The organism is Pseudobutyrivibrio ruminis (assembly GCF_015057245.1).
Lineage (GTDB): Bacteria > Bacillota > Clostridia > Lachnospirales > Lachnospiraceae > Pseudobutyrivibrio > Pseudobutyrivibrio ruminis_E.
This window is the reverse complement of sequence record NZ_SVET01000008.1, coordinates 93,766-118,635: the sequence shown is the minus strand read 5'-3', so window position 1 is coordinate 118,635 and position 24,870 is coordinate 93,766. Positions and strand designations below refer to the sequence as shown.

Here is a 24,870-nt window from a genome sequence, read left to right as displayed (position 1 = left end):
TCTCTTCAAATAATCTTTTTAACGCACTTAATCTCAGAACATATGCTCAATCTTTAAAGATTATAGCTATTCAGCATCATCTTCTGGCGTTCTTCTTCTAAATCCGCCCTATAGAATACTTCAAGAAGAGTTCTTGCCCTAGACATAGCTACATAGTTTAATAATCTTTCATCATCTTCCTCAAAACCTTCAATATCGATATACAATATCACTCTCGCTTCAAGGCCTTTGAACGCCTTTACTGTGTAAAATCTTATAAACTCATCGCTATCCAGCTTATTAAATTCATTTAATCTTATCTCACCAATATCAGATGGAATGGATGCATTATAAAGACAGCTATTTTCGTTATCCATTCTATATGGAGATAAAATAACGATATCGTTTCTACTAATTCCTTCCGAAAGAAGTCGTCTAATAAGTTTCAGAACATCAGTTTTTTCAGCAGTCTTACTATCATATTTGTGATAACCAACCACTTCACCATCAGCCTTCATTATTGAAGCCTGTGTGATATTTGTTGCATACCAGTTTCCGGTTGCAATCTGCTTGGTGTTTCTGCAGTTTACAGAAAGCTCATAGCATGAGGCACCATAATCTTCTAATTCATCATAAATATCCTGAAGTTCTTCGTATTTTCCAAAGATATTCTGATTTTTATCATAATATATAGTCCATCTTCCTTTGCTCAAACCGCCTTTTACCATTCCTTCTAGACACAAGACAGAAACTGTATTCATTAAATCTTGTCCTTCATCGACAACCAGAACATCATACTTCTCATTATCTGGCATATACGCATCAATTCCATCTATAAATTTATTAGGCAAGATCTCTGTAAAGAAATTGGCATCTTCGATTTCAGTTTCACCAGTTTTCTTCATAAGAAAACTATGTAAAGTAGAAACATCTATATCCTGCTTCTCTAGTTCAAAATTCTTTCTTACATAATTTGCAATTAATTTGTTGTAGCATAAATACAACACGTTATATCCTTCTGCCTTCAGTTTTCTGCACTGATCCATAGCCAGCATCGTTTTCCCAGTACCTGCAGGACCGGAAACCAGCATTCTCTTTGAGTGAAATCCCTGCATGATTATGTACTGCTCATCTGTTAAAGAAGCCAGCATCTCATCCGTTCTTTTTAACGCTAATGACATTGCTGGAACAAATGCAAAGTCACCACGAAGAATACTTACTAAACGTTCCTTATCCTCATCCTGCAAGTGTCTTCCAGAAAAATGATGTTTTTCCATCGTCTTATCCTTCCAATACTTGAAAGCTTTCTCAAAAAACTTAGGCAAATCTTCTTTTGTATTTCTTTTATCAAAAGTAATTTCAGGTATAATTTCTATATTATCATCCGCATCAATCACACAATCCGGAGTCATAACGCAATTGGCATAAGCACATCTACAAATAGGATCTTGTTTATTTTTAAGCCTTTTTTCCAAGTATAATCTTAACGATTGTTCATTTCCCTGCGCTTGCTGATAAGGACCTTCCTTCTTTGTAGAATCCTTGCCGTATCGATTTATAAAATGCCAATCACCACCTTGGCGTTTAACAATACCGCCCTTGACTTCTATACATAAAACTCCTTCATCAGCGATGACAACAAAATCTATTTCACCAAATATTTTGTCAACATGTTCAGCCATTCCCAACGAATGTAAAACAATGCAATTTTCCCATTCTAAATCACTCAGCCAACTATAAATCATTCTTTCGGCTGGACTTTTAACATCAGGGCTTATTGTAGCTGGTATCATCCTAGCCATTTATTCTTCCTCCTCAAGTAGTTCTCCGAAAAATCCAAGACTTCTATCATCATAGGTTCCAACTATAGAAACTCTATCCAGCAAGCAATTTCTAGCCTCACAGCTGGTTTCCGGTAATAATGTACAAGCATGACATGCCGCGTAATTCAGAGAGTTGAATCCTTGAGCCGTTGAATCACTACATAAAGGATCCGATGAACACCAAGAAGCCTCCTGTAACATATTTCTAATTGTTGTTTCTAACAATTCTGGTTCACCTTGTCTTACCAATCCTCCAAGACTACCGTCTGAATCTGAAGAAGAAGTGTAGATTAGCACTCCTGCCATAGGCTTATCTGAGTCTGGGAATGTACTGTAAATTCTTTCCTTCAACGCAGCTCCTGAATAACCACATTCTAAAGTTAACTGTCTTATGAGAAGATGAGCAAATGTATGCAAAACTACATATCTTGGCGACATCATGCCTTTGCCAATATTGTAGTCTCCCAAACGTTCTTTCATTAGATCATACCTAGCAGAATTCCTGTCTTCCCACTCTCTTAATTTTTCTTCATCGAATTTTAGGAACAAGCCTTCACCGCGCATCTGTATTGCCGGCATCCAATCATGTGGTTTGTTCCAAACAGGTTGATATTCCCTTCCATCCATTCCAACAGCTCTGTTATCATCTGGGTGTGGTTTTTCTGGGGTTATGCGCCTAAATCCTTTGACAGCTAATACTTCACGAAGCCTTTTTACAAGCATTACAGATTCTACAAATCCATCCAAGATGTCAGGAATCTCAGATTCAACCGCAATAAATTGTTCCGGTTCCACGTCATCCTCATCTTGCTCATATCCTGCGCATAATGCTTCATATTCGTCTAGATAAAGATTCTTCTCTGTATAGTTATCTTCAATCTCTACTTCCTCTGAAGGGTTTTCCATCTGATAACGCTCCTTAGCTGCCTTGAAGTAATCGTCAGCAGAATATCTTCCTTCTAGTATTGTTTGACGAAATATAGATGCTCCAAGAACTATCTTTATATTTTCATCATCCATTTTGTTATCAAACAGCCCTTTTACTTCTTCCCACTTATCGCTTAAATCGCTTTGTATCTTTTGACTATATGGCGGAATCGTTAACGCACTCTGCGTTACGCTAAAATAAACATTAGATGCCCCTCGCTGTAATGTCTTCATCGGAGCCATGCAATTTTCCACATCATCAAACTGTTTATCAAATCCTATCCATGGCCTTTTACCTTTACATTTATATCCCTTTAACGCATCCTTACTCATGCAACCTTCCATGGTTCTGGTTTTACCGCACGCCTTACACTTGATTACAATACTTGATAATCCGCCGGTTGTATTTTTGAACTCAATACTAATCTGATCCCACTTATCACCAGCGGGACATTCCGAATAGTTTCCATAGTGAACCCACCATTTATACGGAAAATCTTCCAGATGACCATTGATACATGAACAAACAAAACGTGAAGGAACCAACTGTCTTCCGCACTGACATTTCTTATGCTTTGCATCTCCAAACATTTTATAATCCTTCAAGTCTCCACATTTCGGACAAAAATGCATTCTCGGAAACCGGAATGCTGGTACGTCTGGATTTCCTTTAGGGTTTTCTGAATCGGTGGCATATGGTTCTTTAAAACCTTTTATACCAAGCAATCTTTCAAGGTTAGGTTCATGTATTACAGGGCTGTAATGATTCCAATAATCAGTAGCTGCCAAAATAACAGAATAATCCGGCATATCTGCTATTGCTCCCGGTGCGAATGTAGTAATTAATTGCGTTTTCCTTAACTTTCCTATTGCGTCTTTCTTTGTTTTGGCGCTTTTTGGTCCAATCCTCATAATTAATCTCCTAGCAAATATAATCCAGACTGTTTTTCAACGCTTCTCATACTATTCATACATCTAAATCTATCATCTTCTTCGATATCTTCTTTTAACAAAGATCTCTTCTTTTTTCTGTGATACCACAGTTCACCTTGAGCCTCTTCTGCCCATTTCATTTCAATGAACTTCACTTCCTTGATGACATTATCTAACTCACGTTTATCAACAATCTGAACATATTTAAATATAATATCCTCAACTTCTTTAACTTCTGGAAGAGACGGATCAAATCTTGAAGCATTTTCATTTTCGAGCAACTCAGGGCACATGTATCTACATAACGTTACAAATAATGCATGAAGCCCCCTATCTCTGGCTCTATCTGAAAAAGGTGTCAAACTTGTAGCTTCTACATAACGGTATAGTGCAGCGTGATATCTTAAAAACTGTTCATAGTGCGACCTATCCCTAGAACGAGATGCATTATAAATCATAAACACAAGACCTGGATTATCACGTCCAACACGGCTTGTAGCCTGTATATACTCAGCATTTGTTTTGGGTTGTCCAGCAACAACCATCGTTCCCAATCTACCCACGTCGACGCCGACTGAAATCATATTTGATGCAAGTATAAAATCAAATGGTACATCTTCACCCTGCTCACTTGTATATGGGACCTTAAGTCGAGTCTGAATGATATCTGAAATCTGGTCATTCGTCATTCGACTCGTTAATTCTTCAGAATACTCATATTTATTATTTCCGGTAAATTTAGGATTAAAATCCGCAAATTTCTTATCCTTTAAGTATTGATATCTACTTTGAATATCATCTACAACCTGTGTCTGTGCACCACCCAATTCTCGAATACTGTTGAAATATCCAGTTAACGTCCAGAAGTTATCGATTGCTTTATCGCTATATCCTTTATCAATCAGATATCTGGAGGCAAACAGCCATGCCGCATACACTCTTATAAGAGTTGTGGTAAAAGTCGCGCCAACTCCCATAACTCCCATATATAGTCTTGCCGGTCTCTCCTCTGGAGTTGATTTCACAGCAAAAAAAGAATCATCTGCGCATATTCCCTGCGGCGGAAACTGAGCAAATTTCCTTCCATATAAAGCTCTAATCTGCTTATCCGCATTACGAATGGTTGCTGTTGAAGCTACAACCTTTACTGGTATCCCATCACGTTCACATATTTTTGTTATTGCAGCCTCATAGATTCCAGTCATTGTTCCCAATGGTCCAGAAATAAGATGAAGCTCATCTTGAATAATCAATTCAGGAGGAAGGCATTGTTTATCGACTGAAAACAACGCCGCCGGTTTATCTTGTAACGTAATCTGAGCAAACTTATCCACCGTAGCAACTATAAATGTTGGTCGGAGTCCATAAATTTCCTCATCGATTAAATGAATAGGCAGGCTTTCCTCTTTTGAAAAAACGCATTCGCCATTTGTACACTTTATGTTCATACGTGTTTTTGCAGCATTAATAGAATAATTCTTAGGATATATTCTTTTACCGCACCAAGGACAAATCTTTATCTGACATGGATCCGCCTCATCTTGATCTACATTTCCATTGTTATGTAACTTTGCCAAAGTAGTATCTGCCACTTCAATCGTACCTGGGGTAAGTTTATTTCCAACCCATAATCCAATTGATATTTCTCTGCCCGGTAAAGCATATTTCTTTCGTAATAATTCGCAAGCACAAATCAAGATACTTGCCCTTTCAAACTGCTGAATCGTTAGCAATCGTAAGGTATATCTCATCAAAACAGTTACACCGTCTACACCTTCTTCATGGCTTAGTCTTCTGTAAAAAATACAAAATGCAGCAATTCCTAAGTATGCCTCGGTTTTACCACCACCAGTAGGAAACCACAACAAATCAACCGTCTTTCTGTCATCCCCAGTCGGATCTACAAATGACATTATTTCAAGCATCATAAATGCAAGCTGAAATGGATACCAATTAATATTCTCATCTTTTGGTTCCCTTCCACCTTTTATAATTGATTGTCGTCTTTGCATGTACATAGCTTCGTTTGCATATCTAAAAGCCTTCCATGCATTTCCATTTTTCGCCGCACTTTTTCCGAGAGTCTTAACTGTTTGCTCAATTCTCGCACAAACAGTCAGACACTTATTTATATTATTATTTGCACTTTCCGCATACTCTTTGGGAATGGATTCTTTAAGCTTATTAATCCAGTCTCTATATTCATCTACAAAACTCTCTAAATTAGCAATTATTTCTTCGGCATCTCCTGTGTGTAAGTATTTCATGTTGAACACAGGGTTATCCTCTATTTGACGTGCCTTCATTTGAAGAAGATTAAATGCAGGCATAAACGAGCTCTTAATATAGTCTGGTTCTACCTTCTCTACATCCCATTCAACAGCACAACCATGCCCTTGGCCAAAGCAACCATTAGCTGCATATAACATATCAAGCTCTGATAGTTCTTCATCATCAGTAAGCTCTATTTGTCTGCGGACAGAAGTAAACACTCTTCCTTCCATTTCATCGGAGACGATAGTAATTTCTGGTTGAAATAAAGAGTGATTATTCTTTTCATCAAAATCAAACTGATCAATTACATACTTGTTTGTGAGAACTATGGTAATAACTGTTTCCCCACTCTCAAATGTTTTGTGAGTGAACGACCTAAGATATATCTCATCAACAATTCTGTATTCTTTATCTTTTCCGATATCAAATACATATTCTTGTTTTCCCGGCTCTCTTACCCAAAATAATGTCTTATCCGTCACGTCATTTTCATATTTACTAACATCAAGCCCTTGCTTATCTATCTCTTCCTTTGTATTTGAATGATACTGTGCATAGCTTACAGACACTTTTATTTGCTTAACGCCTGGCTTAACTGTAAAAGTAACACCCATGGTACTTGGATCAATAACATTTGTAGATGCCAATGCACTATCATATGAATCAGTATTCTGATCCATGCCAGAGTTTGTTGTTACATCCTCATCTGTATCGCTTTCATTATCCTGCTCATCCTTTGCTCTTGGATATAGTTTTCCCATAACATAGTATTGCGTAGGACGCTCAACCAGTATTTCATCTTCATATACAGGCCCAATAAGGTCTTTTTTTACTATGTCTATGATTTCCTTTCGAGCCTCATAGAACTCTTTATAATCCGCCATCTCATTCTCCTATTAGTATTCCGCTTTGCTATAACCAACAATGGTAACTGCATTCCAAGTGACCATTTCTCCAAAGGCTTTTACACCCATTTCTGAACCATCAAGCTGATCAATTACAGAAATTACATCATCAACGTATATGTCTGTAAAACGCTCCGGATAGACATTAAAGTACAATTCTGCTCTTGAAGGCAGCTTATACACTACGTGCAATGCTCTACTTAATGACTCATAGAATTCCTTGCTTGTATATCCAAGAATGTAATTGCCTTCAGCAAGAACAATCTTATACCGCACAAACTCTGACTTATGTTTGTCTTTAAGCAAAACAATCTTCTTTCCTACGAGGTTATTGTAGTTTTCTCTGATATAAAGTTGTGTTCCACCTTCTCGTACAAAGGATCGCAAATCTATATCTGGCTCCCCTGTAACTTCAAAGTACGTCAATCGTTGCTTATTATATCCAACATAATCAGATTTAAAACAGCGCCTATCTCCTTCTTTGTCAATTCGGATAAAATCAGCCTTAGCATTTATTCTATAGATTTCTTGCTTAGGTCTGGTTAATGCTACATAACATACTTTATGCTCTTCCAACTCTTTTTCTTCATCTGTAAAAATATCATTTTCTACCAATACAGCATCAAATTCGCGTCCTTTTCCTCTATGTATATTTGTAACAGTAAGCTTTGATAGTCTTTCATGTGAATACAATGCCAATGATCTAGAATTAGTCATAATACCTTTCAAAATATCCCTAACACCAATTCTTTCAGCTGATGTTCGAGATGCTTCCCTTATGGCATTCCATACCTCATACGATTCTGCATCTTCAGAATCTGCTATATCATTGTATAAATCTGTAAAGTCATCTTCATCTATTGAAGTTAGTTCATAATCATTAAAGACTAATGCAATCCACTTATTTAAAGTATTATCTCTTAATCGTTTCTTTAAAACGTGATCAATTCCTTTTTCCCTTAATGCTGCAGATATTTTTAATGCTTGGCCATTGGTTCTGGTTAGTATCCCCACAGTTCCTGCATCCAGTAATTCTCTTAAACTACTTTGTGTTATCTTATCAGCATCATATTCCTTGAACTGAGGTATTTGTTTTTCGACTTCTTTATGCCAATAAGAATCACACTCTTTAACTCGTCCACTTAAAATATGAGTTCTATAACCATCGCCTAAAGATGCAAGTTCATCATCCTGTCTATAGTTTCTTGTAAATGTATAATGCGCAAATTTCGGCATATCATTTGCCATAACGCCGTAAAACTGTTTTGAAGTCATGCGGTCACTTCCTGCCTGATAATCATATATTGACTGACATGCATCACCAAGCAATGTTACTCCTGAAGAATCCGGTATCTTTCGTATCATAGCAAGTACCATACGTGCACGCTCCTTGACCAAATCCTGAACCTCATCAACAAAAAGATGACTACACTGTTCAAGTAACTCCGGCAACTCCGTTATGGTACTCGTAAACAAATTAATTCTTTCATCATAATTCAATTTGCCGATATCATAATATTGCAGGTTATCATATTCACTTTCATCCTTTACCCAATACAATACTTGTGAAGCAAATGAGTCAAATGTTCTGACATCTACAAGATTAATTACTTCTGATACTCGTTCATCATCAGCTGCTTTTTTTAATCTATTCTTTACGACTTCAACCGCAGCTTTAGAAAAACAAAGCACCAAAATAGTTTCAGGATCCACCTCCTGAACATCTACAAGATTTATAATTTTTTCAATCAAAGTCCACGTTTTACCCGTTCCAGGACCCGCATTGATTATCATTCTCCTTGATACTTCCGCTTCAATAACTTCACACTGATCTATCTCAACATACTTTTCAAAATCATTCCTCACATTTGAGTATGCTGAAACAACAGGTGTTGTAGCCTGCGCTCTTAGCCTTTTTACATTTGATCCATACAAATAGAAAAGTATATCCTTATAATTCTTTGCTCCAATCCTTGGTTCTCTGTCTGTAATTTCCAATCTCGGCGATGTTCCAAAATTGTCATAGCAATAAAGTCCTTCATCATCCTCATTGACAATTCGTAACAACTTTTCGTTAATATAGATTATTTTTACAGGGTTAATTTTATAGAACGAAAAATTCGTTTGCTTGTTGGTATAGTATCTACGTGAATAGTACTTTTTACTTCCATCCGGCCTTACAAAAAACATCTGTCCTTCATAAATATCAAAAGTACCCTCTTCTGATGCTACATAATTTCTTTCTAAAAACTTAATGTTCTCAATGTAAACAGGCTTAATTTCTTGTGGCTTTGTCCCTTCTTCAACATCCTCCGTAACTTCAAAAATTTCAATTATCTTATTCTCGAATCTGTATTTATTGGGGTTTCCAAAGAACTGTGTTTCCTGTGCGAGAATCAGTTCCTCATCTCCAGATTCTAGAACTATAGAATATGTATATTCACCATCTACAAAGTCTGGCGGTAATTCAATCTTGTTATCATCAAATTCCAATTCCAAAGAATAAGCATGATTCTCTTCGTTATACAAATCCAGTCTAATTCTTTTATCCCTATTACCTATAAAGCTAATGCCACCATCCCAGTAGATAAAACTCTCATCAGATGTAAACACTGGCATCCTAATGAACATTTCAGAAAAGATAATTTGTCCCAATGTATACCTATGATTCTGCACTGAAACGGTAACCGGATAATTATAAGAAGCCTTGCTTTTTTCCCGCTCTCCAATAGCAAAAAGATCTATTTTAGAATCTGAAAATCTCTCATCTCCGATTTCAACTTCAAAATCTAATTCTGATGAACAGTTTATCTCTAATTCAGCCCCCTGCTTAATATCATCAATCCATATATTCTCTCCGGGATAGATGTTATCAATATTGTTCCAATGATACGTCATAGCAGGAACATCAACGCTAATGTTTCCGGCCTCATATTCAATTGAAATGACATTCTCGCCCATTTGAATATTATGCTTCTGCATTTCATCATTGATTTTAATATCAACAAATGCTTCATCATAATCATCCCGCATAACATAGCAATCTTTATTAAATGACACCCTTAAATCTTTTAGAACGAGAAAATGTTTTTCATAAATAACCGCATTTCTTTCTAAACTAACAATACTTACCGATACCACATCATTTACTGTAGAAAAACTGCTCAATGGTATTTCACATACGTCTCTATCCTTCCAATAATCAGTAAGCTTTATTTCCTCACTTCCACAGTACATACGAATACTATTTCCCTGACGGTCTCTATCTAAATAAATGGAAAAGCTGTCCTGAATAAGGGTTATCTTGCACTCGTCATCTTCTGTTATATAATGACATCCTTCCACAAACTCCGGTTCTGAAATTGTCACTTCTCTAATATTAGACGTGTCCATGGCAACAAGTCTGTCGTTATAATAGATTGCATAATCATCATTCAGACAAATATCGAGGTAATTATTGCTTTTTTCAAGAACATCTACTTCTTCGAAAGATATGCCATCCACACCTGGAGCATAAATTTCATATCTTCCCGGCTTCAATCCACTTATGCTGGTTTCCTTACCATTTTTAAATATCCAAAATCTCTTATAAAGGCTCTTTCCTGAATCGTAGATAACATCCCCATCACAAACTATTTCAATCTTTAAATTGCAGGAATTTAATCCTGAGATAGCAATTGGAATGTTACAACCACTTACTGTCTCTCCAAGCTCATTACCATATATTTCAAGTGTTTCCTTTGATATCAGCCGAGTTTCATCGTAAAGCCTTACTTCGGCATATTTATGCCCTGTGTTTTCCAGTCGTATGGTAGGGATATTCACAACTACACCTGATGAATCAATCAATAACGATGCTCTGATTCTTGAGTATGACAAAGCTGTATCACCTGAACGTGACACTTTTCTAGTGAACTGCTCTTTTTCACCCTCCAGCATTCTGCTAATTCTATTTGTAAACCACTGATCTACAAGTTGCTCAACATAAGTAGAAGGTTCTTTGGCCGAATTCTGTACCAAATCATTTATTCTACTAATAATTTGTTCAAAAAGAACTGTTGAATACTCTGGACGATTTTGTAATAGACGTTTTGCTCCAAGTCTTATATGGTACTCCTTAGAACTAATTAATAAATCCTCATCATCAGATGAGTTTCCATTCATTTTTGCATTTAACGCATAAATCATCTTATTGATGATAGGATCGTCCTTAATGTAATTCCATCGCAGGTTATATTTCAAAAAGTCATATAACAAGTCAAATACAGAATCCCATGCATTAAGCGGTGCAAACGAATGCACCAGCACCGTCTCATAGAATTCTCTTCCGTTCTTGTCTTTTAGGAAAAACCTATTTTTATTATTAAACGTTTTCTCAAGAGATCTAGATATTATTCCCCAAATTTTGCCTGAATCATCTCTATATCCAAACTGAAGTGTAATGTACTTAGTAAATCGTCCCTCTTCATTTGCATTCCATTTTTTAGCATAATTAATTGTTGCCAACGTAATAAACATATGCCAATTTATAGGCACAGATGAAAAATAAGACGGATTTTCCACCAGTTTATCTAGTGCTTGTTTTGCCTGAACATTTATTTTTTCTTGTGTTGATTCCTTAATTAAGGCATTACCAATAATAGGATAAGCAGCATACAATCTATCTAGAAACTTATATCCTTCTTTTATTTCTCTTATCTGCATATCCTTTTCATTTAATGTACCCAATACTTATCCCCTCGTTTTCGTTTCAAATCATCTTTATGTAAACCCTTAGAAATACTCTTCTAACCATTTCTCTGTTACAACCTTAGGCGAATGCGGACTGAATGTATCATTTCCATTCACGCCATTCAAATCACTATTATTACAGCTAATCTTTGGCTCAGTGCAGCTTACTATCTCCACCTTAAGAACATAGTAAAAATCTGCAGATCTTCCTTTACCATCGTTAGAACCACTTTCTGTCAGTAAATCATTAAGCTGCTTTTTTGAAACCAATTCTCTTGATTTTATGATTCCTTTAAGCGGCTCTATTTCATATCTACCCGTAGCATTTACATCATTCTGATAAAAGCGAATATACTTTGCTTTTCCTATATCTTCATGATGTGAATACACCGATTCACCTTTGATTGCATAGTAATAAAAAGCGAAAGATTTTCCTTCAAATAAAAGGCCTGCTTTACTCAACACTTCATAATAATCAGGTTTCAAGTAACCAAGCACGCACAGATCATTATGAATATTCTTGTTGTCCTTATCCTTTCCAGAAGTTCTTTTATCAAGCTCACTTATCGCCGGTTCTCCAAGGACAAGATTACTATATGACAACATGCGGTTAAGTCTGCTGTACTTTCTACTACGAGCTTCAATAATCTCAGAAATAAAATCCTTCAGTGCATTTTCACTATCCGCTTGAATACTTGGCTTGATTGCAAAAGCTCCAACTCCTGGAAGTACTTCTTCAAAGAGCCTGTAATTCTTCGTTTTTGAATCAAAATCACCTGGATATAAAACGTAACTTCCTACCGTTCTTCTAATTGCATCATTGTATGTATGCATTTTAAGAAGATCACCACGTTTGTATGTATTTGTTACGCTATCCTGCTTATCATTTTCAACCTCTTCTTTTATCTGTTCCTCTGTCATTTCATTTTCATCTGGTCCAATAAAAGATCTAAGATCAGTTATTCTGTACTTCGCATCAAAATGAATATAACTTACCGCACCTTCTCTGACAGCATCTTCAGGTTTAAGATAATCTGAAGGATACACTTCCAGCGTATAATCCGGTCTAAAAGGTCTAGAATATGAACCTGCATACTTTGTATTGGAAAACTCTTCTCTTGAGAAAGTCCTGTTGTAATACAGGTTTACCCTAGTACCCAAATCAGGAAGAAGAAATGCCTGACAAGAAGTCTGACCTTCACTCAATGAAATAGTCAAACCATTATCAGTATTAATGAACGGCTTCTCTGCAGCCTGTATGCATTGGCAGTTATCAATTGAACTGATAATCTTTCTAAGTTCAAAAAACAGCCAGTACTCATATAGTAGTGCCGTATTTTTAGATTCGCCACTATATGCTTCCTGCTCACCCTCCCAGTTTAACTGTAGAGCAAGATCAACCATAGCTGCAGCATAAAAGATTTGTCTATATCCTTCTCTCTTTTCAAGTACCTGATTATTCTGCGGCATAATCGTAAGTTCTCTTACATCATCAAAGAAATGATCTCTCAAAATGTCATCAGTAATTCTTTGAATCTCTACAGCCTCCCGATAGCACTCCGTATACATATTCTGTCCTGCATTTATTCCTTTTGCGGCATCAAGACTTGAACAGAGTTCTCTACATATCAGGTTAAATTTTTTCAAAGCAAACTTCACAAAACGGTTTGCAACCGTATCAAGACTGTCATACTTTCTTGTTACAGCAACTTCTTGAGGCATAGGCTTTCCATTTACCATCTGCCAGCCTCTACTATGAGAGAAAGGGCTGGAATAAAAACTTGCACTTGGAGAACCCTGTCCAATTGGCTTAAGTACTTCATCCTTCATAAGCATTCTATCCGGATTACGCTTTATATGTCCGAAAAGAGCCTGTAGGTTATGTGAGTAACAGAATTCCCTCAAGAAAATAAACTGTTCCAAAAGTGTCTTAGCACTATTGGTATCAGATGTTTCAAATCTGTTCGATGTAACACCTGAATACTCCAGCAAGATTTCTGCGCACTCTTCAGCCAACTTTTTAGTTAACTCAATATAGTCGTCTTCATAATTCATCTTCTGAGGTACTATTTCAAAATCGACTACAGTTTCATCTGAAGAATTTTTTAAATGTGTTCTTCCAAGGTAGTTAATAAATCTAAAGGATAATGCATCTCTATCTCTGGTTACTTTGAGGAACTTATTATTCTTCTCATTTGGGAAACCGAGATTCTTACAAATCTGATCCGAACCAGTTTGAATGTCATCCTTTAATCTGCATGTATAAGTAGCTGTTTCGCGTAATCTTAATATTTTCTGTCCATCCACTGAAGTTGCAATATCAAGCTTTGAGAGCGCAGCTTTAGACGCAGCTTCTTTTTCTTCATAGGCAATCATATCTGTGCCTTCTTCTTCAGTAGCTACGTTAAAATCAATAGTATCCCACTCGCCCTGCGGATAAATTACTATCTCTATTCCATTTTTATCTTTAAATGAAACTGCTGCTATGCCCATTAAAACACCTTCTTACATAAAGCTTGCGTACTGATATTTATCAAGTCTTTTCTTCATCTGCTCTATCTTCTTCAATGATAAAGTCATCTCTTCTGATGAATCCCCAATTCCGTTTATGCATTTTTCTTCAAGAGTATCCAATAACTCTCCTATCTGTTTTCTATCACCATATATTTTAGGAAGAATCTTCTGAACAATCTGTTCGTCCATTGTTCTTGTAAGATTAAAGTTACCTTTCTGTAACTCATATGCCGCTGCATAATACTGACGAATCTCTTTAACTGTACGATAAGCAAATTCAAAACCACTTTCCTGAAGTTCCTCGTAAATGCTATCAAGAAATTCTCGAACCTGCTCAAGTTTTATCTGTTCAACATTGCAAACTCCATTTCTTATAACAGACGCAAGATCTATAAATCCTTCAGCCACTCCATTTCCTGCACGAGAAACATTGTTCACATCTACTGAACCTGTCATCAAGTTCAATACAGCTTCCTTTTCAGGCTTAAATTCTACAACATTAGAGCGATCTAACACCTTTGGACTAAACATATATGTTGTTTCATCAATATTAACTGTTCCTGTTACAAAAAGATTTTTAGGAAGTCGTATTTTTTCAGGAATCGTTATCTCTTCTCCATCTTTTGCTTTTTTGCCAGATACCTTGTAAAGTGGGATTTCTTCATCCGACTCCATTGCACTCAAAAAATCTGAAAAATATCTTTCCACATGTGAAAGATTCATTTCATCAAGTATAAGGAAATATGGCACTGTCGGATTTTTTATTGCTTGGAGAATAAAATCCAGTGTTGGAGTTGAAACATATTTCTCTTCAAGCGGATTATAAAATCCAAGCATTTTAGTATTATCTGTCCAGTCTGCACCAACAGGAACAATTAGCCAATTTCTTTTACCATCTATTGTTCTTTCAAGGTACTGTGAAAACTGTTTCGCTATTCTGGTTTTTCCCGTACCACTATTACCAGTCAAAATTACAAACGGTTTAGTCAGAAGTGATGTGATATATCGCTCAGCAAAAACAGAATCAAATACGTCTGGTAAATCTGATATAAGAAATTCTTTCTTCAATACATGAAGATAATATGTACCACCCTCATCCTTTATTTCGAGAACATCAGAATAATATTTATTAACCAGCTTTATAAGTGCCTGTAGATAATTATTACCCTGCGCACCCTCAGTTATATCTGTTCCAACCCATTCAGTAGTCAGTTTACATCTGTACTCTTCACCGGTTGCTTTTATAAGATATTCAGTATCAAACACCCTAGTCTTATCACTTGATGATTCAGGATTGAACATTCCTGACGATGGACGTGCGAACATATACCGTAACCAGTTTCCTTCTGGTAAAAGCCCATCTGTATTTCCTGTATTTATCTTTATACTCTGATCCATAATTTCGATTCGTTCAATAATACTTTCGAACTCATCTAACCTATATATGTAATCAACAATTGCTTTTGCACAATCCTTCACTACAACTGGCAGCTTGATTGCTGAATCAAGCACTTCAGTCTGTCCAGAAATTTCATTTTCAAGCTCATCATAAAGTGCAGGTCTTTTTGCAAGATAATAGACCAGATTACCGAGATATGCAGATGAGGCATTTGGAACATCCATCTTTCCTAAAACACAAGACCCAAAGATATCCTTGCATGATCTGATCTTATCGCCGGCATTAACCAGATTTTTACCTGGTCTAAATTCCTGATCTCCGTTAATGAATTTTTTCATATACTCTCTATCATTTTCAGAGTCAAAAAGATTAACATATGCAGATCCGCTATAATCCTGTGCTTTAACACAATTCATTACATCAGTATCAGTTCTCATATGATTATCAAAAAAATCGCAATACTGATATAAAGCCTGCGCATATTTTTTGCACATTACAGCCAGATACAACCATTGATTTGAAAAGAAAACATAGCTTTTATCAGTTTGAACAACTGATGTTGCTCCCCAAATTTTGCTATATGCTTTCTCCTCCTGTGAAAACATCTCATCCAACTTTATTCTTAAGCCTTCACTTATTGTAATTTCTGGAATAAGTCCTGCCTTTATACTTTCAGGTTGAAGCGCAGGATCATTTAAATCTGCAAACATCTATTTACACCTCCAATATTTGTTTCACTATTTGTTCTGATACCTTTTCAACTACCGGAACTGCTACACTATTCCCAAACTGCTGATAGGCCTTTGTATTTGAATCCGGAAGCTTAAACTCTTTTGGAAATCCCTGCAGGTTAGCTGCCTCTCTTGGTGTTAATTTTCTCGGATTCTTACCCGGTTGCTCAATCAGTATTTCACTCCCGTCCTTGTAATACCTTCTTGATATTGTGCTTGTATATTCAGAATCCCCATTGAATAAACAATATCCAAATCCATTTCCTTTTTCTTCATGTTCCAGCTTTCTTCTTTGATGTCCCGCCCACAATTTATCCGAAATTGTAAATGTATCAGGAACATTTTTTTCAAGAATGGATGAAACTTTTGTTTTCGTGTTTTCCGCCTCGGGATATAGAAATTCTTTAATATCCAAATCTTTTTTCCAAAGTACTATATAAATTCTAGGACGATTCTGTGGTACCCCATAATCTTTTGCACACAGAACCATCTTTGCACATTCCTCTTTTAGTTTTGATACTGGGCCATTATCAATAAGTTCCTGTGGCACATTGCATGTATACCCCATTCCTGTAATTGTTCTCAAAACAGTTTGGATAGTTTTGCCCTTATCATTACTGATAAGTCCTCTAACATTTTCAAGAAGCACTGCCTTAGGTTGATGATCACGAAGTATTTCAGCAATATGATAAAACAATGTTCCACGAGTATCTTCAATTCCTTTTTTCAGTCCAGCATTACTAAAAGGCTGACATGGAAATCCCGCACATAAAACATCAAATTTATCTGGGATTAGTGCTTTCGTTTCTGGTATCGTAATATCACCAAATGGTACTTCACCATAATTTCTAAAATAAGTTTCCTTTGCTGGCTCATCCCACTCGCTTGAAAAAACGCATTGACCTCCAAGCTTCTGCATGGCGATTCTAAAGCCACCAATTCCTGCAAATAAATCTATAAACGTAAATTTGTTCTTCTCAGGTACTAATTCAATTTTATTTTCTCTATTAAACAATTCTGCAGAAGGTAAGTCATTAACATCAATACCGTGTTCCTTTAAAATATCTCGATACTTCTTTGCATCAGTTGTATCTCCCAGCTGTATTGCATGACTTATTAATGCATACTTTTCATCAAATTCCTTGTCTGTGAATTTAGTAAATGCGTTGTTGTAAATTGTCTTCTTCATTTAAGATTTGTATAACCTCTCAATCTTTATTTTGTCGCATTTGGAGACATAATCATTTTTCAAAACTCATAACATCACCAATATCACAATTGAAATAATTGCAAATTCTCTCCAATACATCTAAAGACACTTTCTCACCCTTTCCCATTTTTGCAATGGTAGTAGAACTGACTCCGATCTTATCTATCAGATCTTTCTTTTGCATTCCATTATCAATTAATAATTTCCATAGACCGTTATATGATATTTTCACTAAGTACACCTTTCTTCTCCTCAGAGAACAATATTAAACCAATCTTATACCATTATATCACCACCACTCCATATTCGCCATATAAAACTTTATGTTTGTAAAGTTTTTATTTTCCCGGAAAAAGTATTGCTTTATACAGTTTTAACAATATAAGAACCAGTTTTTATTATCTTTAAACGATCAAAATGGTCTTTCACCTACCCCTTTCACCTACCTACATTATCAAAAGAGCTGTCCTATTATGTGGACTTCAATGTATTATTCCAATTTTTTTCTTTGTTTCCCGCTCTTCGCGCGGCACCATCTTCGATGGTGTTAGGGCGCGTCTTCGCAAAGCGGCGAGCAGTGCTTTTTTGTACAAAAAGCTACTTTCCGCTCGTTGGTGGCACATCCCCAATCCCCTTGAACAAGCTAAACGCTTGGCTACGCAATTCTTATGAATCGCTTTATTTTGCTGTTGGATATTTCTTCAGAAATGAAAAAAAGAGGGGAACCCATAAGTCTTAAACTTACAGATTCCCCATTAGAATTATCGAGTGATATTGTGTTTTCTGACACGTTCCTTCTTCTGCTCTTCATCACTTTTAAGGAACTGGTCGATATCATATTTTGCTCTTTGAATCTCCTGCATATCTTTCTTAACCTGACGATATTCACCGTACAGCTTTTTCTTTTCTGCAAGAATCTCGGCATACTCTGCACTTAGATCTTTAACCTTAGGTAACTTCTTCAGATGAAGCTCATCAAAAGCATTCTTGGCTGCCTTATGAAGCAGGATATCCTGTCTATGCTCTTCTAAGAACTTCTTGCTGTATCCGCATTTACGATAATCCACATATACGTCTTTGGTCTTGAAGTAGTCAAAGATATGCTTCTTCAAGACCTGAATCTCAGCAAGTCGTTTCTCCTTTTCTTTAATGGAAGCTGAAATTTTCGTAAATCGCTCTGTTGCTGTTTTCACATTTTTCTCCAGATCATCATAACTTCGGATGTCATGCTGCTTCAGATATAAAACTGCCTTGGCTACCTGCTTTATATTAAAATTCTTGGCAAAGCGAACATAATATTTTCCTTTGCCCTGAGCCAGCTTCTTTTGAATATCGATAAGAAGGTCAAACTCATGATCTTCCTTTTTCCGCTGGTAAGTCTTTGGCTGTTTCTCAGCTTTTTCATTATCTTCAAATGCATGCTCCATCTCTCCGGCAAGAATCTTCTTAAGATCCTCATCTGTATAACCATCCCCCAGAGAGCGCAGCCGTATGAAACGCTTCTGCTCTTTTCCCTTTAGAGAAATATGCTTTCCACGCTTAATCTCGTATCCGGCATCTTCCAGTTTATAAAGCAGCTCATTAAAATCTTTTGCGCTGCCTTCCTTAAGAATCTGGTCAATCGCATCTCTAATATCGTCACGAAAGGATTTCTTCTCAGGATAGGTCGTTCGTTTAACACGCTCACTTGGCTTCTTCTTTTCTATGACAGACAAGCCATGCTCTAAGCAGATAATATCTGATAATCTCTGCAAAGCAAGACCAACAAAAAAGAAATCTCTAAACTTATGGGTGCAATCAAGACTCGTAGAATTAAAGATGATGTGATTATGAATATGTGCCTTATCCGTATGAGTCGCTACGATAAAAGCATGATTACCTTTGGTAAATCGCATGGCGGTTTCATAACCTACCTGATTCGCTTCCTCCGGTGTGATTTCTCCCGGCTTAAAGGATTGCCTGATCTGATAAGCGATGATATTGCCTTTGGGATGTCTTCCTGTCAGACGCTCATATTCTCTTTTCGAGAGCATGAATTCTTCATCAACACTCTCAGCCTGGCAGGCGTAGGAACTGATGAATTGACCATTTTCGGTCTTCTCTCCATTCTTGGCATAATCTGTTCTGTCGCTAAGAGACTTCGCTACACTTTTCCCTTTATTCTGATGCATCGTGATAAGTCTTGTAGCCGCCATGCACATTCACCTCCTTCCCTAAATCGTAGACAGACGCTTTAATATTTCCTTCATCACTTTCCAAAGTTCTTCCTGATGAAGTCTGATATCATCGATATCTTCTTTGTAGATACTGCCGGTTTCATTTGCTTTCTTTGCATACTGATTCATGTTGGAAGATGTGATGCCAAGAAGCCTTACAGCCTCTTTGACATCACTTAAATCCATCTGGATGAGATAACCATCAATCGCCATTTTGCGAAGATAAGCACTCTCATTTAAAATACCGATTTCTTTCTCCCTGTCACGAATCAGTTTAGCTTCCTCCGGAGTTGCAAAGAAATGAAACTGCTCCGTTCTGTTATTCATGATTACATCTCCCTGCAGGGACAAATCACAGGAGTCTTCTTCTCAGGTTCCGGTATTGGAGCCAGCTTCACTTTTTCCTGCTGCTCTTTTATCTTCTCCATCACAGAAGCCTTGGTATCTGCAATAATATCCTCCTGATCTGCCTTTTCATTGATTTCTGCAAAATCCGGCACAGGAGCTGCAGGCACATTATTGATGATTCCGTCAAATGAATTATCATTCTGTTCCACCATATCCTCGATACCGCGCATATGATTTCTGCTGATAGATGGACCTGCACCAACATCCTCTATCGGATCAATGGACTCAGGAATCTGTTCCTCTACTGCATTTCCTGTGACTTCATCCCATTTTCTGATTTTCTTCATCTTTGCCATCTGGACGCTCCTTTCTTCGGATACTTTTTATACTGTTTGTACTGACGAGGTGGAAAGAGTTTATCTGCACCCTTTACAGGCTCATAGGTCTCAATCAGATCAACAATCATATCCTTGATTTCAGCCATAAAGTCTTCCGATGCAATATCCTGTTTTTCCACTTCCAGTAGTTTCTGCTCCCACTCAGCTGTCATCGATGCTGACTGAATCTGTTCCGGCATGACAGTAATAAGAGAAGTCCCCTTTTCTGTAGGAACCAGATACTTTGTTTTCTTAGTGCCCTGTCTTTCTACAAAACCAATACGAACCAGCTTCTCAATAACACCGGCTCTTGTTGCAGGAGTGCCAAGTCCTTTACGCTCCACCTCATCCGGCATATCTTTAGCACCAGCTGATTCCATAGCAGAAAGTAACGAGTCTTCGGTAAATCGTTTCTTAGGAGTTGTCTTTCCTTCCTTTACCTTTGGATCTCTGGCAGGAAGCTCACGACCTTCTGATAAAAGAGAAGCATCCGCTTCCAAGATTTCCAGAATGCCATGTGAACCACCATCATCTTTTTTGCCGGAGTCATCTTCCCCATCATCCTGCTTTTTTCCAAGAATCCAGTCTTCCAATAAATGCCAGCCTAGACTTGTGATGCACTTACTCTTTGCCTTAAAAACTTCACCGACACATTCCACTTCCAATGCATACTCTGTAATCTCAGCCGAATCTCCAACAGAAGAAAGAAGCCTTGCAGTTACAAGGCCAAGAATCTTTTGTTCACCGGATGGGATTTCTGAGTAATCAGCATCCGAAACATTTTCTGTAGGAATAATCGCATGGTGATCTGATACTTTGCTGCTGTTTAGAACCTGCTTTGTAGAAATTGGGACCATCTTTGTATATCCGTATTTATCTTTCATCAAGCAGCAAAGACGAGCTGTACTGTCATCCATATCATCTGTAAGATATCTGCTGTCTGTTCTTGGATAAGTAACAAGCTTTTTCTCATAAAGACTCTGGGTATAATCGAGAGTCTGCTGAGCGGTAAAGCCATAATACTTATTGGCATCCCTCTGAAGACTGGTAAGATCATAAAGAAGTGGTGGTTTCTCTTGTTTGGTGGAAGTCTCCATTTTAGAAATTTTCGCTTTATCTGCTGCATTGACTTTCTCTACAAGTTCCTCTGCCTCCTGCTTACGTTTAAAGCGTTTTGAGGTAACTGCAACACCGGATACTAACATCTGAACGGTATAGAAGTTCTCAGGCTTAAAGCCCTTGATCTCAGCTTCACGCTCTACAATCATTGCAAGTGTAGGAGTCATAACACGTCCAACATTTAAGGTCTGACCATAAACTGTAGAAAAGAATCTTGTAGCATTTATACCTACAAGCCAGTCCGCACGTTCACGACAAAGTGCAGCTTCATAGAGATCATCATAGTCTACGCTTGGTTTCAGATTAGCAAAGCCATCTCTAATTGCTTTATCTTCCATTGATGAAATCCAAAGTCTCTCAAAAGGCTTTTTACATCCTGCCTGCTTATACACAAGACGAAAGATAAGCTCTCCTTCACGCCCTGCATCAGTTGCTTCTACAAGACTGTCTACATCAAAACGCTTCATGAGATCCTTTAATACCTGATACTGCTTTTTCGTGGAAGCTGTTACCTGATATGAAAATGGCGCAGGGAAAATCGGTAAATCTTCCTTGCGCCACTTCTTATATTTCTCATCATAATGTTCCGGATTTGCCAGCTCGATTAGATGTCCTACGCACCAGCTGACGATATAACCATTACCTTCAAGATATCCATCCTTTTTCTGATTTGCTCCAATGACTTTCGCCAGGGACTGGGCTACCGAAGGCTTCTCTGCAATCACTAATTTCATATGGCAACTTCCTCCTTCTTCTTTGATGACTTAGCTCTCTTTGGCTTGGCCGCCTTTGTTTTTTCCTTGAGCTTCTCTTTCATGGAACTCTTTTCGAGTCCTTCAAGTTCAGGCAAAAGCTTTGCAATTTCATCTGCTGCCTTTACAACCTGAGGATGAGCAGCCAACTCAGGAAGGATATCTTTCATCTCCTGTATATTCAATCTGTTGCCAACAACCAGGTCATATTCATTTGCAAGCAAATTGTCATCCTTGATTACAAAACCAATAGTCTTTACACCATTCATCCTGTCAGAAGGAATAGACTTATAGATATCCACTGCCTGCTGCAATGTCAGATTCTCATGAAACTCTCCCATGGAATGAAACTCACCACATTCAGCTACATAGAAACTGATAGGTTCCTTCTCAGCTGTAAGCTCCTGTACTTTCGCATCAATCTTTGTAATAAGATCAGCTGCTGCATCACGAATCGTATTAAGAGAAGCCTTTAGCTCCGGAGTCTCTTTTCCCTGAGACCAGGTTGCCACATAGGCGAAACTGTAATCAGAAGTATCAATGCCATAATGCTGACACACGGTATAGGCAACGCTCTCAGCTTCCACCTCTTTGCTGTTTTTGGACTGCTTATTATCTTTCTGCGCTTCCAGATTATGAAGCTTGGCGTGAGCCATTTCATGAATTGCAGTCTTTACTGTCTGGATCTCACTCATGCCGTTATTGATAGCAATGCGATTATCTTCAACATGAAAATATCCCTTGGCACCGGACTTGATATCTTCAAATCCGATAGGTACAGGACTTGCTGCCTTGATTGCTTCAAAGAATGTCTGATATCCTTCCACACTTCCGGTAAGCTCATCCACACCGATGGATGGAAGCGGTTCACCTTCTGTCTGGGAGATATCAAAAGTACTCACAGGCTTAAATGCCGTAAGATTAATCTCCACCTTTTCCTTTACAGCTTCGCCATCTTTATCAAGAATGACTTTGCCTGCCTCATCCAGCTTTTCCTGTTCTTTTTCCAATTTAAAAGGAGCCGGTGCAAGGATACGGATTCCCTTTTCACCCTTCTTTACAAAGCGCCCCATCTTCTTCCAGCCGGTATAGGATTGAACCAATGTTGCATCCGGTTTTTGCATCATGATAAGGATATTGTTATTCACCGAGTAATGCGGAAACTTCGCCATGGTATCCAGTAGGTTTTGAAACTGCTCTGAGCCAAAGACATCTTGCACACCCTTTTCCAGCTTCTCTGTAATATCCTTCATTTCAGCTTTTCGCTGCTCAGCTGCCTTCTCAGGATCAAAATTTGTGGTTTTACCCATTCTCTCTCACCTCCTTCTTATACTGATTCAGTTTCCTGGTAAGAGACTTTTCCTTTTCGATTTTTCTGCGCTTCTCATGCTTGGCTTTCAGCTGTTCCAAGCCTTCCACGTAACCCATATATCTTGATTTTCTTGCCATAACTTGCCCTCCAAAACAAATCAGGGCAGCCCTTATGGACTGCCCCTTAGAATCAATTATTCAATTACTCATCCTCTTCAGAATCAGGCTCTTCCGATATATCTTCGTCAGCCTCAGGAATCTCTTCATTTGATTCCTCTTCTGCATCTTCAAGATAATCGTCCTCTTCATCCTCCAGGTATTCTTCATCAGGATCAGGTGATGTCGATACCTTCTTAGGCTTCTTTTCCTTTAAATACTTAAAGCCCATATATCCACCTGCGCCAAGGAAAATAATAAGTGCCACAATAGCTGCCGGACCAACAGAAGGTTTCTTCTTTTCTTCTTTTACCTCAGGCTCCGGTGTGGTCTCAGTCTCTTCAACTGTTTCCTTTGTAGCTTCCTCTTTTTCCGCGCTCTCTAAAGATTCCTGAAGTGCTTTCTGCTCATCCTCATCCATTAGTGACAAGAGATCTGCTTCATCAACCATATTCAAGAAATGAACGGTTTCTGTACCGTTATCATCACGGTCTATAATGATATAGAAGTAATTCCCTTTCTTGGTAACAACAGTGATAAACTGCTTGCCACCAGCTTCCACCGAACCGTAATCATCAACCAGAGTAAGATTCCCATCCGGTGTAAGAGGTCCCATTTTCTCTTCCTCTTTTTCCTCAGGTTCTTCAGGTATCTCTTCGCCCTGGCATAAAGAGATGTCCTCTTTACATACAGGGCACTCTTCATTTACGCAGTCCTCTGTGCATTTAGTCTCACAGGTACATTCTGCTTCAGGACCTGTATGCGCAAAAGCTGTCATGGGAGTCATCCCAATAAAAAGAGCCATGGCACCAACCACAGCTCCTGTAAGTCGCTTATTCAATTTAGTAATCTTCATCCTCTGATTCCTCCTTATTATCATCACTGTCATCATCTCCATAGATGGATGACGTTGCTTCAGTAGTTGTGTTTTCCGTCTTATTCTCAGCTGTTGGAACAGAAAGCTGTCCGGATGCAGCAAGCTGTAAAAGCTTTGCCACCTCTTCCGGAGAAAGTTTAAGTGCACCTACATCAGATAAAATCTGACTAGCCTCTGCATCCTTTAATTTTGCCTGAGCAGCTTTTAATCGCTCATTAGCTTCATCTCTACGCTTTTCACAGCGCCTGACTTCTTCACGAAGTTTATCTAATTTCTCAAACATGCTTT

Annotated in this window: 16 protein-coding genes; all 16 read right to left on the bottom strand. The window is 37.8% G+C overall.

Annotation, left to right across the window (positions count from 1 at the left end):
• Positions 1-53 precede the first annotated feature (53 nt).
• Positions 54-1,781 carry a nuclease-related domain-containing DEAD/DEAH box helicase gene (locus E7274_RS08710; RefSeq protein WP_304175315.1) on the bottom strand — a complete coding sequence of 576 codons (1,728 nt, stop codon included), beginning with the start codon at positions 1,779-1,781 and terminating at the stop codon, positions 54-56.
• Positions 1,782-3,641, bottom strand: a complete 1,860-nt coding sequence (gene drmB, locus E7274_RS08705) for a DUF1998 domain-containing protein (RefSeq protein WP_304175314.1) — start codon at positions 3,639-3,641, stop codon at positions 1,782-1,784.
• 2 nt (positions 3,642-3,643) lie between these two features.
• Complete coding sequence (locus E7274_RS08700) at positions 3,644-6,820, bottom strand: hypothetical protein (RefSeq protein ID WP_304175312.1); 3,177 nt, start codon at positions 6,818-6,820, stop codon at positions 3,644-3,646.
• A 12-nt stretch (positions 6,821-6,832) separates the two neighbouring features.
• Entirely contained in the window at positions 6,833-11,569 is a 4,737-nt protein-coding gene (locus E7274_RS08695) for a UvrD-helicase domain-containing protein (RefSeq protein WP_304175310.1), read from the bottom strand.
• Positions 11,570-11,614: 45 nt separating this feature from the next.
• Entirely contained in the window at positions 11,615-14,065 is a 2,451-nt protein-coding gene (locus tag E7274_RS08690) for a DUF2357 domain-containing protein (protein ID WP_304175308.1), read from the bottom strand.
• 12 nt (positions 14,066-14,077) lie between these two features.
• Positions 14,078-16,195, bottom strand: coding sequence for an McrB family protein (locus E7274_RS08685; protein ID WP_304175306.1), 2,118 nt, complete (start codon positions 16,193-16,195; stop codon positions 14,078-14,080).
• Between the two features lie 4 nt (positions 16,196-16,199).
• Positions 16,200-17,405, bottom strand: coding sequence for a DNA cytosine methyltransferase (locus E7274_RS08680; RefSeq protein WP_304175304.1), 1,206 nt, complete (start codon positions 17,403-17,405; stop codon positions 16,200-16,202).
• Positions 17,406-17,457: 52 nt separating this feature from the next.
• Positions 17,458-17,658 carry a helix-turn-helix domain-containing protein gene (locus E7274_RS08675; RefSeq protein ID WP_118483821.1) on the bottom strand — a complete coding sequence of 67 codons (201 nt, stop codon included), beginning with the start codon at positions 17,656-17,658 and terminating at the stop codon, positions 17,458-17,460.
• Positions 17,659-18,187: 529 nt separating this feature from the next.
• Positions 18,188-19,621: a relaxase/mobilization nuclease domain-containing protein gene (locus E7274_RS08670; protein ID WP_304175302.1), complete on the bottom strand. Its 1,434-nt coding sequence runs from the start codon at positions 19,619-19,621 to the stop codon at positions 18,188-18,190.
• An 18-nt stretch (positions 19,622-19,639) separates the two neighbouring features.
• Positions 19,640-19,969 (bottom strand): plasmid mobilization protein, encoded by a 330-nt coding sequence (locus tag E7274_RS08665; RefSeq protein WP_004602770.1) that lies wholly within the window; start codon positions 19,967-19,969, stop codon positions 19,640-19,642.
• Between the two features lie 2 nt (positions 19,970-19,971).
• On the bottom strand, positions 19,972-20,346 hold the full coding sequence (locus E7274_RS08660; protein ID WP_004602771.1) for a DUF4316 domain-containing protein: 375 nt from the start codon (positions 20,344-20,346) through the stop codon (positions 19,972-19,974).
• Positions 20,334-22,220: a DNA topoisomerase 3 gene (locus E7274_RS08655; RefSeq protein WP_304175300.1), complete on the bottom strand. Its 1,887-nt coding sequence runs from the start codon at positions 22,218-22,220 to the stop codon at positions 20,334-20,336. The genes E7274_RS08660 and E7274_RS08655 overlap by 13 nt, the downstream gene beginning before the upstream one ends.
• Positions 22,217-23,548, bottom strand: a complete 1,332-nt coding sequence (locus tag E7274_RS08650) for an ArdC family protein (protein ID WP_304175298.1) — start codon at positions 23,546-23,548, stop codon at positions 22,217-22,219. The genes E7274_RS08655 and E7274_RS08650 overlap by 4 nt, the downstream gene beginning before the upstream one ends.
• Positions 23,541-23,687 (bottom strand): hypothetical protein, encoded by a 147-nt coding sequence (locus tag E7274_RS08645; protein ID WP_004602774.1) that lies wholly within the window; start codon positions 23,685-23,687, stop codon positions 23,541-23,543. The genes E7274_RS08650 and E7274_RS08645 overlap by 8 nt, the downstream gene beginning before the upstream one ends.
• A gap of 64 nt (positions 23,688-23,751) precedes the next feature.
• The gene (locus E7274_RS08640) at positions 23,752-24,561 is read right to left on the bottom strand and encodes a DUF4366 domain-containing protein (RefSeq protein ID WP_304175296.1); all 810 of its coding nucleotides are present in this window, start codon (positions 24,559-24,561) and stop codon (positions 23,752-23,754) included.
• Positions 24,548-24,865 carry a DUF4315 family protein gene (locus E7274_RS08635; RefSeq protein ID WP_026508815.1) on the bottom strand — a complete coding sequence of 106 codons (318 nt, stop codon included), beginning with the start codon at positions 24,863-24,865 and terminating at the stop codon, positions 24,548-24,550. Before E7274_RS08635 ends, E7274_RS08640 begins: the two co-directional genes overlap by 14 nt.
• Positions 24,866-24,870: the final 5 nt, after the last annotated feature.

What these genes read in the sequence shown, in the direction of transcription:
- E7274_RS08710 (WP_304175315.1), bottom strand. Translation starts at nt 1,781, where the DNA reads ATGGCTAGGATGATACCAGCTACAATAAGCCCTGATGTTAAAAGTCCA.
- drmB (WP_304175314.1), bottom strand. Translation starts at nt 3,641, where the DNA reads ATGAGGATTGGACCAAAAAGCGCCAAAACAAAGAAAGACGCAATAGGA.
- E7274_RS08700 (WP_304175312.1), bottom strand. Translation starts at nt 6,820, where the DNA reads ATGGCGGATTATAAAGAGTTCTATGAGGCTCGAAAGGAAATCATAGAC.
- E7274_RS08690 (WP_304175308.1), bottom strand. Translation starts at nt 14,065, where the DNA reads ATGGGCATAGCAGCAGTTTCATTTAAAGATAAAAATGGAATAGAGATA.
- E7274_RS08685 (WP_304175306.1), bottom strand. Translation starts at nt 16,195, where the DNA reads ATGTTTGCAGATTTAAATGATCCTGCGCTTCAACCTGAAAGTATAAAG.
- E7274_RS08680 (WP_304175304.1), bottom strand. Translation starts at nt 17,405, where the DNA reads ATGAAGAAGACAATTTACAACAACGCATTTACTAAATTCACAGACAAG.
- E7274_RS08670 (WP_304175302.1), bottom strand. Translation starts at nt 19,621, where the DNA reads ATGGCGGCTACAAGACTTATCACGATGCATCAGAATAAAGGGAAAAGT.
- E7274_RS08665 (WP_004602770.1), bottom strand. Translation starts at nt 19,969, where the DNA reads ATGAATAACAGAACGGAGCAGTTTCATTTCTTTGCAACTCCGGAGGAA.
- E7274_RS08660 (WP_004602771.1), bottom strand. Translation starts at nt 20,346, where the DNA reads ATGGCAAAGATGAAGAAAATCAGAAAATGGGATGAAGTCACAGGAAAT.
- E7274_RS08655 (WP_304175300.1), bottom strand. Translation starts at nt 22,220, where the DNA reads ATGAAATTAGTGATTGCAGAGAAGCCTTCGGTAGCCCAGTCCCTGGCG.
- E7274_RS08650 (WP_304175298.1), bottom strand. Translation starts at nt 23,548, where the DNA reads ATGGGTAAAACCACAAATTTTGATCCTGAGAAGGCAGCTGAGCAGCGA.
- E7274_RS08645 (WP_004602774.1), bottom strand. Translation starts at nt 23,687, where the DNA reads ATGGCAAGAAAATCAAGATATATGGGTTACGTGGAAGGCTTGGAACAG.
- E7274_RS08640 (WP_304175296.1), bottom strand. Translation starts at nt 24,561, where the DNA reads ATGAAGATTACTAAATTGAATAAGCGACTTACAGGAGCTGTGGTTGGT.
- E7274_RS08635 (WP_026508815.1), bottom strand. Translation starts at nt 24,865, where the DNA reads ATGTTTGAGAAATTAGATAAACTTCGTGAAGAAGTCAGGCGCTGTGAA.